This window comes from Microbacterium gallinarum (assembly GCF_014837165.1).
In the GTDB taxonomy this organism is placed as follows: Bacteria; Actinomycetota; Actinomycetes; order Actinomycetales; family Microbacteriaceae; genus Microbacterium; species Microbacterium gallinarum.
The window spans coordinates 16,373-31,977 of the sequence record NZ_JACSPM010000003.1 but is presented as its reverse complement, the minus strand read 5'-3'; the positions used below and the strand labels follow the sequence as shown (position 1 = coordinate 31,977).

Genomic DNA, 15,605 nt, shown 5'->3' with positions numbered 1-15,605 from the left:
CCGCACCGGGGTCTACCCTGACCCCATGGATGCAGCCGGCACCACGCGCGACCTGCGCATCGTCCCCGCCAACGAAGCCTCGTGGGATGACCTGCAGGCGATCCTCACCGGCACCGCCGGGCAGTGCCAGTGCCAGCGGCAGCGACTCGGCGACCACGACTGGTGGTACATGCCCGTCGCCGAGCGCGGCGCGATCCTGCGCGAGGAGACCCACTGCGGCGACCCCCGGGCGACCGAGACCATCGGCATCGTCGCCTACCGGGGCGAGGAGCCCGTCGCCTGGTGCGCGGTCGACCGCCGCGGGGTGTACGGCCGGCTGCGCGGCTCGCCCGTGCCGTGGAAGGGCCGCTCCGAAGACAAGGACGACACGACAGTCTGGGCGATCGCGTGCATGATCGTCCGCAAGGGGCACCGCGGCGAGCGCCTCACCTACCCGCTCGTCGCTGCTGCCGTCGAGTTCGCCCGCGAACGTGGCGCATCGGCGATCGAGGGCTACCCGCTCGTGACGGGCGGTGCGCAGATCATCTGGGACGAACTCAACGTCGGCCCCGTCGGACCGTTCCTGGCCGCAGGATTCCGCGAGGTCGCCCACCCCACAAAGCGCCGACTCGCCATGCGGATCGACTTCTGACCTTTCACCCGAGGCGGGTGACGCAGCACCGCCATGGCGTGCAGAACGATGAAGTCGCCAGAGATCGCACCCTCGCCGATCTCACCGTCCGAAGGGATCGACATCATGTCCAACACGCAGCGCACCGGATGGGCGGGCTGGGCAGTCTTCGCCGGCATCCTCATGATCATCGCCGGAGCCCTCGCGGCGCTCAACGGCCTGAATGCCGTCCTGTCGCCCGTCGAGAAGTGGGCGGTGTCCTCCGAGGCGGGCACCTTCCTGTTCGACGTCGAGATCTGGGGATGGTGGCACCTCATCCTCGGCATCGTGATCCTCGTGGTCGGCATCTTCGTGCTCCGCGGGGCCGCGTGGGCCCGGGTGATCGCGGTCATCCTCGTCGCCCTCAACGCCATCAGCCAGCTCGCGTTCTTCAGCGTGCAGCCGTGGTGGGCGCTCATCGTGATCGCGCTCGACGTCATCATCATCTACGCCCTGACCGTGCACGGTCGGGAGCTCCAGGAAGGCTGACCTCAGCCGACCGCCGAGCACGAAGGGCGCCGCACCCGGCCAGGGTGCGGCGCCCTTCTCTTTGTTACCGCGACCGCGATCTGCGCCCGAGCCGGGCGAGGGTTCCCCGGAAAACTCGCCCTTGAAACCGCTCCCACAGTTTGGTTACTGTCCTGTAAGTAGGCGGCATTCCTGCCGCGCGACATCCCTCGACGAAGAGAGACATTCGCATGACCACCCCCACGCACCACCGCCGGAAAACACGGATCGCGGCCGTCGTCACGGGCGCGACACTCGTTGCCGGAGCCTTCATGGCTGCGCCGGCCGCGGCCGCGCCGCCGCGTGCCGTCGACCCGTTCGACCCCGACCTCGGTCCGAACGTGACCGTGTACAGCCCCGACACTCCCGTCGACCAGATCGAAGCCGAGCTCGACGCGCTGGCCGATCAGCAACGCGACGCCGAGATGAGCTCGGTGCGCCGCGCGGTCTACTTCCTGCCGGGCCAGTACGGCACCGCCGACAACCCGCTGCAGTTCGACGTCGGCTACTACACCGAGGTCGCCGGGCTCGGCGCCTCCCCTACCGACGTCGACATCAACGGCTCGATCGAGGTCTACAACCGCTGCCTCACCGCCGACAACTGCATCGCGCTCGTCAACTTCTGGCGGACGATCTCGAACCTCTCGCTGCAGGTGAACAGCCTCGACGACGACGGATGCCGCGCCAGCGCGAACTTCTGGGCGGTGTCGCAGGCCGTATCGATGCGCCGACTCGACATCTCGGGCGCCAACCTGTCGCTCATGGACTACTGCACCGCCGGCCCGCAGTTCGCCAGCGGCGGGTTCATCGCCGACTCCCGCCTGCCGTTCGTCGTGAGCGGCTCGCAGCAGCAGTGGCTCACGCGCAACAGCGAGGTCGCCGGCTGGTCGAACGGCGTCTGGAACCAGGTCTTCTCCGGTGTCGTCGGCGCCCCCGATGACGCCGGATTCCCCGACCCGCCGTACACGACGATCGACGAGACTCCGCTCAGCCGCGAGAAGCCGTACCTCTACGTCGACGACGAGGGTCGCTACAACGTGCGCGTGCCCGAGGCGCAGTCCGACACCCGCGGGGTGAGCTGGGCCGACGGCATGACGGCGGGGCGCAGCATCCCGATCACCGACTTCTTCATCGCGAAGCCCGGTGACTCGGTGAAGGACATCAACAACGCGCTCGCCCGCGGCCAGCACCTGCTCCTCACTCCCGGCGTCTACGACATCGCCCAGACGATCGACGTCAAGCGCGCCGACACAGTCGTGCTCGGCATCGGCCACGCGACGCTCACGGCTGTGGGCGGTGCGGTTCCGCTGGAGGTGAAGGATGCCGCGGGCATCGTCATCGCCGGGGTCACCATCGACGCCGGCACCGAGCTCTCGCCCGTTCTGCTGCGGGTCGGCAAGGCGAAGGGCGGCAAGCCGCTGGGAGCCGCGAACCCGATCACGCTGAGCGACGTGTACTTCCGCGTCGGCGGCCCGCACATCGGCAAGACGACCACCGCTCTCGAGGTGAACTCCGACAACGTGCTCATCGACCACACCTGGGTGTGGCGCGGCGACCACGGCATCGAGGGCTTCGACCCGACCGACGGCGTCAACGGCGATAACGAGCGCTGGGCCACCAACACCGGCACGAACGGGGTCATCGTCAACGGCGACAACGTCACGGCGACGGGCCTGTTCGTCGAGCACTTCCAGAAGTACAACACGCTCTGGAAGGGCGAGAACGGCCGCGTGATCCTGTACCAGAACGAGCTGCCGTACGACCCGCCCACCCAGGCGGACTGGACGCAGCCCGACGGCACGCTCGGCTACCCGGGCTACGTCGTGGACGCGAAGGTGAAGAACCACCGCCTCGACGGAGCCGGCGTGTACGTCTTCAACCAGAACAACCCGTCCATCATCACGGCGAACGGATTCTCGGTGCCGGAGACGCCCGGCGTGCAGCTTCACCACATCATGACGGTGAACCTCAGCGCCGGCACGATCCAGCACGTCGTCAACGGCGTCGGCGGTCAGGCAGACAACACCAACACCGGCGCGCCGCAGTACCTCGTGGACTACCCCGCGCCGTAGAACGGCGAGCGGATGCCTCGGCCCGGGACTTCCGCCGGGCCGAGGCATCCGTCATTCGTGCCGCCTCTTCCGCAAGAGGGTGAAGTTGCGCCATGATCTCCCTCATCGGTGGGGCGTGATCGATGGGGGACACACATGGCCGAGATCGACGACCTGGTTGCGGCATTCGAGAAGCTCCTCGCGCTCGAGAAATCGCGCGCCGAGCTCGAGACGACGCAGATCGCCAACGAGCAGTCTCGGATCGCTCTCGAGACGACCCGCATCTCGAACGACCAGGCACGCGTCAGCATCGAGACCACGCGGCTGGCGCAGCGGCAGTCCGAGCTCGGTCTCGAGACGACGCGGCTGTCGAACGCGAAGGCCGACGAGGAGAACCGCGCAGCGCGCGTCACCAACTACCGCGACCAGCTCTCGAAAGCAGTCCCCGACTTCAGCTCGCTGGCCAAGAACACCGTCACATTCTCGGACGGCCGCGCGCTCCGCCAGGGTGAGGCGACGGCGCTCGCGCTTGGAACGGCGGCCGCCGACGTCGCGGCGGGCCTGGCCGCGGCGCTCACGGACAAGAGCATTCCCGCTGACGTTCCCCTTTTCGTGACGTCGGACCCGAACATCTCGACCCGGCTCATCGGCTATCAGCGGATCATGGACGAGGGCTCGGTGCTCGAGCAGGAGCTGGCCCGCACGAGCACCGAGCTGGCGGAGGCCGCGAAGCTGCCGGACGGCGGGCCGAGGCCGTTCGGCGCGCTCGGCCCCGATCTCGCCCTCGCGGCCGCCGGAGCCCTGGGCACCGCCATCACGGAGGTGGCATCGCTCTTCGAGCAGGACGTCGCCGTGCGGACGGCAGAGTTCGACGTGCCCGCCGTCACCGTGCACGCGGCCGTGATCTCCGCGTTGCTGGAGACTGAGGACATGCGCGAGGTGCGTCACGAGACGCTCCGCGCACCGGTGATCGCCGATTCGCCGCTTCTCGCCGTCGTTCGGCGGATCATCGAGGGCGATCTCGCCGCCGCTGAGCTCACGAAGACCGTGGACGATCTCGTCACCGCGCTGGGCGATCCCGCCGCCGACCTGAAGAAGGCGAAGGCCGACCTGGCCGCAGAGAAGGATCAGGACAGCGCGAAGGCTCGGAGCGCGCAGGAGCGCATCGAGCAGGCTGAGAAAGACAGCGATCGCCTCGCCGGCATCACCCCCGCGCTCGCCGCAGTCAAGGCTGTCGTCGAGCGGATGAACGCCTTCACGACGCGCATCACGGGCGCTCCGACAGGTGGCGGCCAGACACCGCTCGAGGCCGCCCTGTCGATCGAGTTCGCGGTCAGGCCCGCATCGACGGCGGTGGGCGATCCTCCCACACCCGATGAACAGCAGCGCGCGGCGGCTGCTGAGCTCGCCGTCCCGTTCATACTCGTGATCACGGGCGCCAAGGCGGAGTCGAGCCAGTTCGTCGTGACGCGTCGCATCTCGGCACCGCGCCTGCAGACGGCCGTCGCAGTCGGGTTCGACTACTTCCTCGTGCGCGGCGACAGGGTGCACGCCGCCGGCCGCGGTATCGGCAATGGCGCGTACCACGCCCTCATCGACAAGACCGGGGCTGACTGGACCTCCGTCGGCGCGCTGCCCACCTGAACCTACGGCGACGGAGCACCAGGGCGAAGCAAGACGCCGCGCCCGTCCTAGGATCGAGCGCATGTCGCTCGCACCCGACCGCCGCTCCCGTCCGTCAGGATTCGATGCGGCCGAGCGCCCGCGCGACCTCTCGCGGCCGCTGCCGGCGGCGCTCAGCTGGTGGCCGCTGGCCGTCTTCGCGGGGGTGTTCGCGGTCGCGTACGTCGTGCTCGACCTCCCCTGGTGGATGCCCGCCCTCTATGCCGTGATGAGCCTGCTGGCATTCGCCGCGTACGGCCTCGACAAGTCGGCCGCCCGGCGCGCGGGTCAGCGGGTCTCGGAGCAGACCCTGCTCGCACTCGGACTGCTCTGCGGATGGCCGGGCGCCGTCATCGCCCAGCAGCTCTTCCGCCACAAGACCCGCAAGCGATCGTTCCGCCGGGCGTTCTGGCGCACCGTCGTGCTGAACCTGCTGCTGCTCGGCTCGTTCGTCGCCCTCGCGAGGCTCCGCGGCTGGGACCTCACGCTCCGGCTCTGACCGACCTCACCAGAGCGGGTGGATCGCCTCGCGCAGCCGGAAGTCGTACACCTCGCGCACCACGGCATCGAATGCGTCGACATCGAAGCCGCCGTCGATGAGGGCCGCGGCATCCGCATTCGACTGCGCTTGACGCACGTTGCGCGCACCCGGGATCACCGTCGTCACGCCCGGACGCGATGCGATCCACGCGAGCGTCGCCGCCGGCAGCGTCACGCCGTCGGGCAGGGCGGCGGCGAGCGCATCGGCGGCCTCGAGACCGAGCTGGTAGTCCACGCCCGAGAACGTCTCGCCTCGATCGAACGCCTCGCCGTGACGGTTGTAGGTGCGGTGGTCGTTCTCCGCGAACGTCGTCGACGCGGTGTACTTCCCAGAGAGCAGACCCGACGCCAGCGGAACCCGCGCGAAGATCGCGACCCCCGCAGCCGCGGCTCCCGGCAGCACCTCGTCGAGCGGCTTCAGGCGGAACGGGTTGAAGATGATCTGCACGTTGGTCACGTTCGGCCGCGCGATCGCGGCGAGCGCCTGCGCGCACGTCTCGACCGAGACGCCGTACGCCGCGATCCTGCCGTCCGCCACCAGGGCGTCGAGTGCCTCGTACGTCGCGTCATCCTCGATCACGGCCGACGGCGGGCAGTGCAGCTGCACCAGGTCGAGCGTGTCGACGCCGAGGTTGCGGCGCGACCGGTCGGTCCACGCGCGGAAGTTCTCGGGCGTGTAGTTCTCGGGCTCCTGCGCGAGGCGCCGGCCCATCTTCGTGGCTACCGTGATGTCGGTGCGCCCCGCGAGGAAGCGTCCGATGATCGACTCGCTCCGCCCGTCGCCGTACACGTCGGCGGTGTCGAAGAGGGTGACGCCGTGGTCGACGGATGCCGCGAGCACAGCCGTCGCGTCCTCCTCGGTGACCGCGCCCCAGTCGGCGCCGAGCTGCCACGTTCCGAGGCCGATCGCCGAGACCTGACGGGCGGTGCGGCCGAGCGGGCGCTGCTTCATGGGGGATCCTTCCGACAATGGCCGCCTCGAACGAGGCACCGCGATCCAGCATGCCAGGTTGCCGGAGGGTCAGGGGTTGATGATGACCGGCGTCCCGTGCGGCAGCTCGGCGAGCCGGGCGATCGCGTCGGGATCGAGCCGGATGCACCCGTTCGAGATCGGGCCGGAACGCTCATCGTGGTAGTGGAAGGCCGTGACCGCGGCATCCGCTCCCCCGAATCCGTCGAGGGTCGGCGACTGCACTCCGAGGTAGATGATCGGATGCCCGCGGGTGTACCAGAACTCGGGAACGACGCGGGTCGTCATGATGAACGTTCGGCCGAGCGGCGTCGGGGTGATGTCGGTTCCCCAGCCGAAGTCGGTCGCGATGCGCTCGGGCACCCCGTCGCGCACGATGTCGACCGTGCGCGCGGCGATGCTCACCTCGACCGCGGTGTCGGTCGAGCCTAACTCGACGTCCTGCGCCCGCAGCCAGCCGCTCACCTGGGCGGCGTCGCCCTTCGACGGCACCGCCTGCCGCCCGGTCAGCAGCACCTTGACCCAATGGTCCTGCCGCTCGACGACCGGCAGCGTCGTGCCGTCGTACGGGAACTCGCGCGGCACGTAGGCGACGGGCTCCGCGGTGGGATCGGCCCAGACCGGGGCGCCGATCCCGAGCGCGAGCGCGGTCTCGCCGGTGGCCTCCGTGAACGGGTCGTCGTCGAGCGGAAGCTGCGGGATCACGGCGAACACGTTCACCTGCGGCAGCTGCGTCACGTCGTACTGCGCCGTGTTCGCGGGGAATCCCGTCGGCGTCGGAGTGGGCGTCGGGGTCGGTGTGGGCGTCACCGTCGGGGTCGACGTCGGAGACGGCGCCGCCGCAGACGGCGCGTCCGGGCTCGCCAGCAGCGCGGCCGCGACGACGCCCGCGACCACGAGCATGATCGCCGCCAGCAGCAGCCACCCGATCCGCTGACGACGCGCGCCGCCGCGCGGCCCGGCGGACTCACCCAGATCGGCGCCCCGTGGCGCAGCATCCCCCATGCACTCAATGGTCGGTGCGGGTGACGGATGCCGCAACCCGAGCACTATGTCGGTGTCGCCGACTCCTCAGCCCGACGCGGGTCGGCAGTCGAGGTGCCGCGCAGGACCGCGACGACCGCGTCCGCCCCGACGAGGACGACGATGGTCACCACATAGACGAGAAGATCGCGGCCGTCGAAGACCGTGCCGAACACGAGCATCGACGCCGGGAAGATCGCGCCGAGCTGCATCGGGATGCCGGTCAGCTGGAAGAACTCGATGACGATGCACCACGCGGCGGCGAGCGCGCCGACGGAGAGCGGCGCGAGGCGCGGGGCGACGATCACGACCGCAAGATATGCCGCGCCGGCGTACAGGGAGTCGCCCGCGATGTCGGTCACCGCCGTGTCGGGCAGCAGGGCATGGACGGCGAGGCCGGCGACGATCACGGCGGCGAGGAGCACGACCGCGATGACGCGGCGTGTCGTGCGGCGCGGGGCGGAGTCATCCATCCGGTCGATTCTTCCGCATCTCACGCAGGTGACGCACGCGCACTCGGAGCTAGTTCGGTCGCCGACGCTCGACGGCGATCCGGTCGTGCAGACCACGGAACCAGCGATACTCGTACTCGCTGCGCGGCACGTTCAGCGCACGCGTGCACCACTCGAGAGTCTCCGCACGTGTCCACGCCCCTTCGCGAATGAGGCGGGGGATGACATAACGGTCCAGGCGACCGCCGAGCCCGCCTTCATCACGCTGCGCCGCCGAGGCGCCCCTCACGCCTGGAACGTCGAACAGAGCCGGGAGCGTCGTGCGGATCAGCACGGGGTGAGAGTGCAGGTAGCCCCACAGCGAGGGCCGAGGGGCCCAGCAGATGAGGGCGAGGACCGCCCCCTGGTGCACCGGCGGGGCGATCAGTCCCCTCTGCGCCCAATCGAACATCGCCTCGATGCCCCGGTTGCCGTCCCACGCTTTCGGATCGGTCAGAAACCGCTCCGAGAACGCCGTCACGAAGAGCGGCAGGTCGTCCGGGAAGAGACGCGGAAGGAGGTCGCGTGCGACCGGACCGTCCATCGTGCGTTGACGGAGCGCGTGAGACCGCGATGCGGTGCCGAGCAGCGCGACCTGAGCGGCGTACCAGTGCTCATTGCCCAGTGCGCCGACCCATCGGCCCTCGGGATCGCGGGCCCCGCTCTGAGCCGCGAGCATCGCGTTGGCCTGCGGACGCACGAACCTGCGCAGCGGAGTCCGCTCTTCGCTCGCGTATCCCTCGAGCGCCTCGGTGATCTGCTCGGGCTGACCGTGCCGGAGTCCGGCCAGCACAGCCTCCGTCTTCGAAAGGATGCTCGGGGCGCTCAAACGGCACCCGTGCGTGGGGCGCAGGAATTCATCGCTCGATTCTGCACCACGAGAGTGCGACCCTCAGTTGGAACTGGTGCTGTGTCGGGAGAGCACCTACCGTTGACCCACGCGGCGCGCGTGAGTGGACTCCGACGATGGAGGACGGCATGTTCAGACGATCGGCAGCCCTCGCGGTAGCCGCACTGCTTCTCGCGGGCGTCACCGCCGGCCCGCCGGCGACGGCAGCCGACGAACTCGTCACGGTGAGCGGCACCGTGACCGGCGCGCCGGGCGACGACGACTTCTGGTTGACGTTCTCCTCGCTCGGCGGTGCCGACACCGTGCCCTACGAGCGTTACGTCGACGCGACGCCGGATTACACCGCACAGCTCCCTCCGGGTCGCTACCACGTGTACATCTCGACCGAGGAGTCGGCATCGGGGTTTCTCGGTGGTTCGCGCTTCGCTGCCGGCTCGGAGGTGCTGGTCGTGCCCGACGCCGGCTTGACGCGGAACATCACCCTGTCGGCTGCGGCGGGAACGATCTCGGGCACGGTGGCCGGCTTCCCGGCCGGGGTGAGCCACCTCATCACCGTCCAGGCCTTCGCCTACAATCCGACGACCCATCAGAGCGGTGGAGGCACCTACATCGCAACGCCCATCGGCCCGGGCGCGGACGGCACCTTCACTCTGCGCGGGCTCGCCCCGGGCGTGTACATCCTGCGCGGGTACAGCGAGCCGGACATCAGCGGCTTCGAACGCTACTTCCCGGAGCGGAAAGTCGCCAGGGTGACCGCCGGCGCGAACACCGACATCGGTGCGCTGACATTCGGCTACGTGCCGCTGACGTACACACGCCTCGCCGGCGCGGACCGGTACCAGACCGCCGCCGCCCTGTCTGCGAGGTACTACCGTGCCGCCGCCACCGACACGGTATTCATCGCGAGCGGTGCGGAATTCCCCGATGCGCTGAGCGCGGCTCCCGCCGCCGCCGCCAACCGGGCGCCCGTTCTCCTGGTCCCCCGCAGCGGGATCCCCGCGGCGGTCGCCGCAGAGCTGAAGCGGATCGGACCGAGCACGATCTACGTCATCGGTGGGACGGGGGCGGTGTCGAGCGGCACGCAAGCCGCGCTGCGCGCGTATGCCGGCACTGTGGAGAGGATCTCGGGCGCCGACCGCTACGCGACGTCGCGCGCGATAGCCGAAAGGTTCTTCAGCGACCCGGCCGTGGCCTACTTCGCCACCGGACGGAACTTCCCCGACGCCCTCGCCGCGGGTGCGGTCGCGGGGGCGCTCGGCGGCCCGCTCGTGCTCGTCGACGGAACGCGGACATCGCTCGACCCAGCCACGCGGAGCCTCGTCAGCTCCTACTCTGCGTCGCTGCGGATCGCCGGGGACACCAGTGTGGTGTCAGCAGGGATCGAAGCGGATCTGATCTCGTTCGACCCGAACCTCACCCGCCGTAGCGGCGCCGACCGGTACGGGACTGCGACCTCTCTCGCCTCCGAGCTCTCGGCGGCCGCAGACACCCGGTTCTACGCCATCGGTTCAAGCTTCGCGGACGCCGCGGCGGCGTCAGCAGTCGCAGGAATGATGAAGTCGCCGCTGCTCCTGGTCGGACGCTCCTGCGACCCGAACTACCACTCGCTCGGGTTCACCTACGACCAGGGTCCACGCACTGTCGTGATCGCCGGCGGGACCGGGGCGGTTCCACCGTCGTCCCTTCGGAACTGCTGACGCGTTTCGTCAGCGCTTCCCGACCGGACGTCCGGCGGCTTCGAGAATGAGGTCCGCGATCTCGCGCGGGTGGGTGACGAGCGACAGGTGACCGCTGTCGAGCTCGATCTGCGTGGCGTTCATCCGCTTCGCCAGGAAGCGTTCCAGGTCGGGATCCGTCGTGCGGTCCTCGCGCGAGATGGCGTACCAGCACGGCTTGGTCTGCCACGCCGCCTCTGTCGTTCGTGAAGCGAACAACGTATCCGAGATCCTCCCCTGCACCGCGTACAGCACCTTCGCCTCGCCCGGATCGACGCCATTGGCGAAGTCGTTCACGAACGCTTCCTCGCTCAGCTGCGCGAAGCCGTCCGGTGAGTGGACGAGGCCCGCGCTCGCGGGCGCTGACGGGAACGTGCCGGCGAGCGCGCCATAGTCTTCGCCCGCTTCGGGTGCTCGGGCCGCGACGTAGACGAGTGCGGAAACGCGCGGATGCCCGCCCGTCTGGCTGATCACCGTGCCGGCCCATGAGTGCCCGACGAGCACGGTCGGGCCGCTCTGCAGATCGAGCGCACGGATGGTCGCCGCGGCATCGTCGTCGAGCGAGGTGAGCGGGTTCTGCACCGCCGTCACCGACATGCCCGCCTGCTGCAGAAGCGCGATCACCCCCGACCAGGAGGAGCCGTCGGCGTACGCGCCGTGCACGAGCACGACATTGTCTGCCCTTGAAGCGGGAACGGCTCCTCCGCTGTTCGCGCGATCGGTCACGGGGTTCTCCTTGGCCAGGGGTCGATGGCGAAGAACTTACACGGCCGCCGCCGGCCCGTGAAAGAGCAGGTTGAGGCGGTGAATCCCGCGCGACACGACGGGCGACAGCTCGCGGACGGCACCCCGAACGACAAAGGCTCGGAACCCGCGTCTCCGCGGATTCCGAGCGCCGGAGTCAAGCCACGCGCACGTCCCGGAGCTGCCTGCGGGAAGTGATGCCGAGCTTGCGGAAGCTGTTGCGCAGGTGGGATTCGACCGTGCGCGGACTCAGAAACAGCTGGGCACCGACCTCTCGCGACGTCGCGCCAGCGGCCACCAACCGCGCGATCTGGAGCTCCTGCGCCGTGAGCCCGCTGCTCTCGGGGGCAGTTCGCTTTCGCGGATGTTCGCCCGTGGCATGCAGCTCGCGCGCGGCTCGCTCAGCGAATGCATTGACGCCCATCCCTGACAGCAGCTCATAGGCGCTGCGGAGTTGTTCACGCGCTTGTTGGCGGCGCCCGTCGCGGCGTAACCACTCGCCGTAGAGGAGACGAGCGCGAGCACTCTCGCTGGCGATCCTCGTGATCTGAATTGCCTGACCGCTTCGAGGTACGACTCTTCCGCGGCTACTCCTGTGATCGTCAGTGCGCGGGAGCGCGCCTCCAAGCCCAGCGCCCAGGACGTGCCGCTGGCCCGGGCCCGCACGCTCAGCCGTTCGAGAGCCCGCACCGCCGTCTCTGTCGCCGGCGCGCACGGAGGCCTCGATCAACTCAGGCAGTCCGATGGTGCTGAGGGAGAGTTCAGCGGAGACGCACGTCGCTGACGCAGCCTCACGCGCGGTGGAGTACTCGCCGAGACCGTTGTGGAGCACAGCGCTCGCGTAATGGGCGAACGCATCCCCAAGAGCAAGCAACGCCGCCGCACCGTTCCGCTCGACGCCGTCCACCCGGGCACCACGGCGCTCCTGCGTCAACTCGAGCCCGACAGGCGGCCAACCGGCTGGTGGCCGGTGCCGCCTGGGAGGACAGCGGGTATGTTGTCGTCGACGAGGTCGGTAGGCCGCTCCGCCCCGAGGTCTACAGCGACCGGTTCCGACGGCTGTGCGCCGTCGCAGGCGTCCAGTCGATCCGCCTGCACAGTGTGCGGCGCAGCCTGGCGCAGTGGCTGATCGCTGTGGGAGTCGCCCCGGACGCCGCCGCGTCACTGCTGGGCCACACGACCGAGGTGTTCCGCAACACCTACCTGCCGGAGGCGGGCGCGACCGGAATTCAGAGCGCGATAGCCGCACTCGCGCGCACCAGGAGGAGCGCTTGACGACCGAGAACGGTGCCAGCGCTCACATGATTCATGTGAGCGCTCGGCCGCGTAGGCGCCCCTCACGCGAGACTTTTCGCGTCATGTGAGCGTTCATGTGAGGCCACGAGAAAGCGCCCCCGAGAGATTCTGCCTCTCGGGGGCGTTTTCCTTGATTTTCCGGACCTTTTTCGACCCCCGGACTGGTCGGGATGACAGGATTTGAACCTGCGACCCCTTGACCCCCAGTCAAGTGCGCTACCAAGCTGCGCCACATCCCGAAGCCCGAGCCGGAGCGCGGACAACTCCCCTATGCTACCCGCTCCTCGGGCCGGTCGCGAACCGGCCACCGGTCCGGGCGCGTCGCCCCGCGTGTACCTCGGGCCGGTGTCTGTGTCGAGGAGTACCGTCGCCGCATGGCACAGATCACGATCGAGCCGGCCACGCCCGCACGCTTCGACGATGCCCAGCACGCCCTCACCGGCGGCGGCGACGGACGCCACTGCCAGTGCCAGTGGTGGACGATCACCAATGCGCAGTTCAACGCCCTGTCCACCGACGAGCGGCGAGAGCTGCTGCGCGATGAGATCGAGTCCGGGCCGCCCCCGGCACTCATCGCGTACGTCGACGGCGAAGCTGCGGGCTGGGTGCGCGTCGGACCACGCACTGCGCAGGTCCGGCTCTCGCGCACGAAGCTGTTCGCCGCCTCCGAAGAGCCCTGGAACGATGACACGGTGTGGGCGGTCAGCTGCTTCGTCGTGCGCAAGGAGCACCGAGGGGCCGGACTCAACGCCCAGCTGCTCGACGCCGCCATCGCGTTCGCCCGCGACGGCGGCGCCAGGGTCGTCGAGGCGTACCCCGTCGACCCCACTCTGGGTCGCAAGAAGTCGTCCAACGACCTCTATCACGGCGTCGTGTCGACCTTCCTGTCGGCCGGATTCCGCGAGATCGCTCGGCCATCCCCCGATCGGCCGATCATGGCACTCGATCTGAGCAGCTGATCTCCCGCCCGAATGCGACATCGGGGCCGTTCATACGTGGGACGATGGTGGTCGCCACGCTCGACGAGGAGGAAGATGTCGCGGCTGCTGATCGGTTTCATCCCCTATATGGCAATGTCGCTGGCGCATGTGGCCGCCCTCGCCGCCGGCGCACACGACGCGGCCGACCCGACGAAGCTGATGCTGATGCCGTTCCTGGCCCTCGCTGTCGTCTGGGGCGCGGATCGTTCGTGGACGCGCGCGCACACCCTCCTCGTCATCGCCATCGCGCTGTCGTGGCTGGGCGACGGTGCCGGGCCCCTCTTCGCCTGGCTGCCGACCGTGCCGATGATGCTGCTCTTCTTCGGCCTCGCCCACCTCTGCTACCTCTGGCTGTTCTGGCGCGTGCTCCCGGAGCGGCGCGTGCCCCTGTGGGCGCTCGGCTACGCGGTCTGGTACGTCGCGCTCCTGGCCGTGCTGTGGCCGAGCCTCGGCGCGCTCCTCGTGCCGGTCGCGGTCTACGGTCTCGTCCTCGGCGCCACGGCGGTCGGCGCGGCGCGCTGCCACCCGCTCATCGCGTGGGGCGGCCTGTTCTTCCTGGCCTCCGACTCGGTGCTGGCGTTCCGCCTCTTCATGCCCGAGGCATTGCCCGACTGGTCGAGCCCTCTGGTGATGGCCACGTACTGCCTCGGCCAGGGCCTGATCGCGGCCGGCGTGGTCGTGTCGGCGCGCCGCCTGCGCACACGCGCGGTCGACGACGCGGCGATGGTCGAGAAAGCACACGCATGACGGATGCCTCGGCACGCGTGGACTCGTGGCTGTGGGCCGTGAGGGTCTACAAGACGAGGTCCGCCGCGACCGCCGCATGCCGGGCGGGGCATGTGAGGGTGAACGGCGAGAAGGCGAAGGCCGCTCAGCCGGTTCGGCCCGGCGACGAGCTGCGCGTGCGCATCAGCGGCTTCGACCGCATCCTGGTCGTGCGCCAGACCATCACCAAGCGGGTGGGCGCGGTTCTCGCCGCCGAAGCCGTCGAGGATCGCACGCCTCCTCCCCCGCCGCGCGAGATGACCGCGTTCGTCCCGGTGCGCGACCGCGGCGCGGGTCGCCCGACCAAGCGTGAGCGCCGCGACATCGACCGCCTCCGCGGGCGCGACTGACCGCCGACCCGGCTGATCCACCCGGCCGTCAGGCAGGCGGGCCGATGAGATCGTGCAGCCAGCGGGATCCGCGGGCAGCGGCGCCGGCATCCGTCACCCTCGCCACCAGGTCGCGATCGCTCGTGACCACCGTGACCGTCCGCCCCGCCGAGACCGACCGCCGCACCTCGTCGACGATCGTGTCGTCACCGGATGCCTCGGCGCGCACCACCTCGACACCGGGGGCATCACCCGCCGCGCGGGCCTGACCCTCGAGGACGATGACCCAGTCGGGGAACCACACGTCTTCGGGAAGATCGAGCGATGCCGCCGTGACGCCTGTCTTCGTCAGCTCCGCGACGCGCCCGACCAGGCGGCCGGCGGCGCCGGGGCGGTCGCGCCACCAGCCCTCGGGCACGGAGCCGACCACGTTCGCAGCATCGACGATCACCGCGGGGCGCACGCCGAGGAGGGCGCGCAGCCGCTCCCACGAGGCGGCGAATCCAGGATGGAGCGGATGCCGCGTCACGTCGTCGACGGGAACCCAGGCGAGTTCGTGGCTCTCGGGATCACTGATCGTCGGCTCGAACGGGTGCACCACGTCGCCGATCAGCGTCGTGTAGCTCCAGTAGCCGAGGTCGAGCACCGAGAGCAGGCGCGGGCGGATCGCGGCATCCGGAACTCCCGCTTCCTCCGCCGCCTCCCGCAGCGCGCCGTCGCAGGCCGACTCGCCCTCGTGGCGGGCGCCGCCGGGCAGCGCCCACGTGTCGCCGAAGTGACTCCAGGTCACCCGGTGCTGCAGCAGCACGCCCCGATCGGCGTCGACGGCGAGCAGCCCGGCGGCGCCGAAGCGTCCCCAGTAGCGCTCGCCCGTCGGGGCGACCACCCACGCGTCCCCGGGGTCGCGCGGCCCGTGGGGGCGGCGCGGCTCACCGGGAGCGGGAGGTTCGATCGTCACCCTGCCACCCTTCCACACGTGCCGCGCACCGGGCCCGGTCGTCCGTGTGCCGTGCCGGCCCCGACTCGGCTCCCG

17 protein-coding genes and 1 tRNA gene are annotated in these 15,605 nt (G+C 69.9%); 10 read left to right on the top strand and 8 right to left on the bottom strand.

The annotated features are described in order from the left end of the window. Window positions 1–25: 25 nt before the first annotated feature. The 5 genes from H9622_RS09630 to H9622_RS09610 all read left to right on the top strand — a co-directional run bounded on the left by H9622_RS09630 (window position 26) and on the right by H9622_RS09610 (window position 5,368). On the top strand, window positions 26–631 hold the full coding sequence (locus H9622_RS09630) for a GNAT family N-acetyltransferase (RefSeq protein WP_191766188.1): 606 nt from the start codon (window positions 26–28) through the stop codon (window positions 629–631). A 105-nt stretch (window positions 632–736) separates the two neighbouring features. Further along, on the top strand, window positions 737–1,138 hold the full coding sequence (locus tag H9622_RS09625; RefSeq protein WP_191766187.1) for a DUF7144 family membrane protein: 402 nt from the start codon (window positions 737–739) through the stop codon (window positions 1,136–1,138). Between the two features lie 209 nt (window positions 1,139–1,347). Then, window positions 1,348–3,228 carry an adenylyl cyclase gene (locus H9622_RS09620; RefSeq protein ID WP_191766186.1) on the top strand — a complete coding sequence of 627 codons (1,881 nt, stop codon included), beginning with the start codon at window positions 1,348–1,350 and terminating at the stop codon, window positions 3,226–3,228. A gap of 135 nt (window positions 3,229–3,363) precedes the next feature. After that, window positions 3,364–4,851: a hypothetical protein gene (locus tag H9622_RS09615; protein WP_191766185.1), complete on the top strand. Its 1,488-nt coding sequence runs from the start codon at window positions 3,364–3,366 to the stop codon at window positions 4,849–4,851. A gap of 61 nt (window positions 4,852–4,912) precedes the next feature. After that, the gene (locus H9622_RS09610) at window positions 4,913–5,368 is read left to right on the top strand and encodes a DUF1294 domain-containing protein (RefSeq protein ID WP_191766184.1); all 456 of its coding nucleotides are present in this window, start codon (window positions 4,913–4,915) and stop codon (window positions 5,366–5,368) included. 6 nt (window positions 5,369–5,374) lie between these two features. Here H9622_RS09610 and H9622_RS09605 read toward each other — a convergent pair whose 3' ends face one another. The 4 genes from H9622_RS09605 to H9622_RS09590 form a co-directional block, all read right to left on the bottom strand. Beyond that, the gene (locus tag H9622_RS09605; RefSeq protein ID WP_191766183.1) at window positions 5,375–6,361 is read right to left on the bottom strand and encodes an aldo/keto reductase; all 987 of its coding nucleotides are present in this window, start codon (window positions 6,359–6,361) and stop codon (window positions 5,375–5,377) included. A 69-nt stretch (window positions 6,362–6,430) separates the two neighbouring features. Next, complete coding sequence (locus H9622_RS09600; RefSeq protein ID WP_225221945.1) at window positions 6,431–7,384, bottom strand: L,D-transpeptidase; 954 nt, start codon at window positions 7,382–7,384, stop codon at window positions 6,431–6,433. 44 nt (window positions 7,385–7,428) lie between these two features. Then, window positions 7,429–7,875 (bottom strand): DUF2809 domain-containing protein, encoded by a 447-nt coding sequence (locus H9622_RS09595; RefSeq protein ID WP_191766182.1) that lies wholly within the window; start codon window positions 7,873–7,875, stop codon window positions 7,429–7,431. A 49-nt stretch (window positions 7,876–7,924) separates the two neighbouring features. Further along, entirely contained in the window at window positions 7,925–8,686 is a 762-nt protein-coding gene (locus tag H9622_RS09590) for a hypothetical protein (protein ID WP_191766181.1), read from the bottom strand. 185 nt (window positions 8,687–8,871) lie between these two features. On the opposite strand from H9622_RS09590, the gene H9622_RS09585 reads away from it, so the two are divergent. After that, a complete protein-coding gene (locus H9622_RS09585; protein WP_191766180.1) occupies window positions 8,872–10,440 on the top strand; it encodes a cell wall-binding repeat-containing protein in 1,569 nt (522 codons plus the stop codon). Between the two features lie 9 nt (window positions 10,441–10,449). On the opposite strand, the gene H9622_RS09580 is transcribed toward H9622_RS09585, so the two are convergent. Then, window positions 10,450–11,184 carry an alpha/beta fold hydrolase gene (locus tag H9622_RS09580; RefSeq protein ID WP_318247077.1) on the bottom strand — a complete coding sequence of 245 codons (735 nt, stop codon included), beginning with the start codon at window positions 11,182–11,184 and terminating at the stop codon, window positions 10,450–10,452. A 175-nt stretch (window positions 11,185–11,359) separates the two neighbouring features. After that, window positions 11,360–11,626 carry a helix-turn-helix domain-containing protein gene (locus H9622_RS15855; RefSeq protein ID WP_225221944.1) on the bottom strand — a complete coding sequence of 89 codons (267 nt, stop codon included), beginning with the start codon at window positions 11,624–11,626 and terminating at the stop codon, window positions 11,360–11,362. Between the two features lie 356 nt (window positions 11,627–11,982). Here H9622_RS15855 and H9622_RS15850 point away from each other — a divergent pair, with 356 nt between their 5' ends. Continuing rightward, a complete protein-coding gene (locus H9622_RS15850) occupies window positions 11,983–12,477 on the top strand; it encodes a tyrosine-type recombinase/integrase (RefSeq protein ID WP_225221969.1) in 495 nt (164 codons plus the stop codon). Between the two features lie 183 nt (window positions 12,478–12,660). Here H9622_RS15850 and H9622_RS09565 read toward each other — a convergent pair. Continuing rightward, window positions 12,661–12,737: transfer RNA gene (locus tag H9622_RS09565), tRNA-Pro, on the bottom strand. Window positions 12,738–12,872: 135 nt separating this feature from the next. On the opposite strand from H9622_RS09565, the gene H9622_RS09560 reads away from it, so the two are divergent. From H9622_RS09560 to H9622_RS09550, 3 genes are all read left to right on the top strand, one after another. Then, window positions 12,873–13,457, top strand: coding sequence for a GNAT family N-acetyltransferase (locus H9622_RS09560; RefSeq protein ID WP_191766178.1), 585 nt, complete (start codon window positions 12,873–12,875; stop codon window positions 13,455–13,457). A gap of 108 nt (window positions 13,458–13,565) precedes the next feature. Further along, a complete protein-coding gene (locus H9622_RS09555; protein WP_225221943.1) occupies window positions 13,566–14,225 on the top strand; it encodes a lysoplasmalogenase in 660 nt (219 codons plus the stop codon). Further along, entirely contained in the window at window positions 14,222–14,593 is a 372-nt protein-coding gene (locus H9622_RS09550) for an RNA-binding S4 domain-containing protein (protein ID WP_191766176.1), read from the top strand. The genes H9622_RS09555 and H9622_RS09550 overlap by 4 nt, the downstream gene beginning before the upstream one ends. A gap of 28 nt (window positions 14,594–14,621) precedes the next feature. Here the strand turns inward: H9622_RS09550 and H9622_RS09545 are convergent, their stop codons facing one another. After that, complete coding sequence (locus H9622_RS09545) at window positions 14,622–15,530, bottom strand: NUDIX domain-containing protein (RefSeq protein WP_191766175.1); 909 nt, start codon at window positions 15,528–15,530, stop codon at window positions 14,622–14,624. Between the last annotated feature and the right edge of the window lie 75 nt (window positions 15,531–15,605).

What these genes read in the sequence shown, in the direction of transcription:
- H9622_RS09630 (WP_191766188.1), top strand. Translation starts at nt 26, where the DNA reads ATGGATGCAGCCGGCACCACGCGCGACCTGCGCATCGTCCCCGCCAAC.
- H9622_RS09625 (WP_191766187.1), top strand. Translation starts at nt 737, where the DNA reads ATGTCCAACACGCAGCGCACCGGATGGGCGGGCTGGGCAGTCTTCGCC.
- H9622_RS09620 (WP_191766186.1), top strand. Translation starts at nt 1,348, where the DNA reads ATGACCACCCCCACGCACCACCGCCGGAAAACACGGATCGCGGCCGTC.
- H9622_RS09615 (WP_191766185.1), top strand. Translation starts at nt 3,364, where the DNA reads ATGGCCGAGATCGACGACCTGGTTGCGGCATTCGAGAAGCTCCTCGCG.
- H9622_RS09610 (WP_191766184.1), top strand. Translation starts at nt 4,913, where the DNA reads ATGTCGCTCGCACCCGACCGCCGCTCCCGTCCGTCAGGATTCGATGCG.
- H9622_RS09605 (WP_191766183.1), bottom strand. Translation starts at nt 6,361, where the DNA reads ATGAAGCAGCGCCCGCTCGGCCGCACCGCCCGTCAGGTCTCGGCGATC.
- H9622_RS09600 (WP_225221945.1), bottom strand. Translation starts at nt 7,384, where the DNA reads ATGGGGGATGCTGCGCCACGGGGCGCCGATCTGGGTGAGTCCGCCGGG.
- H9622_RS09595 (WP_191766182.1), bottom strand. Translation starts at nt 7,875, where the DNA reads ATGGATGACTCCGCCCCGCGCCGCACGACACGCCGCGTCATCGCGGTC.
- H9622_RS09585 (WP_191766180.1), top strand. Translation starts at nt 8,872, where the DNA reads ATGTTCAGACGATCGGCAGCCCTCGCGGTAGCCGCACTGCTTCTCGCG.
- H9622_RS15855 (WP_225221944.1), bottom strand. Translation starts at nt 11,626, where the DNA reads ATGGGCGTCAATGCATTCGCTGAGCGAGCCGCGCGCGAGCTGCATGCC.
- H9622_RS09560 (WP_191766178.1), top strand. Translation starts at nt 12,873, where the DNA reads ATGGCACAGATCACGATCGAGCCGGCCACGCCCGCACGCTTCGACGAT.
- H9622_RS09555 (WP_225221943.1), top strand. Translation starts at nt 13,566, where the DNA reads ATGGCAATGTCGCTGGCGCATGTGGCCGCCCTCGCCGCCGGCGCACAC.
- H9622_RS09550 (WP_191766176.1), top strand. Translation starts at nt 14,222, where the DNA reads ATGACGGATGCCTCGGCACGCGTGGACTCGTGGCTGTGGGCCGTGAGG.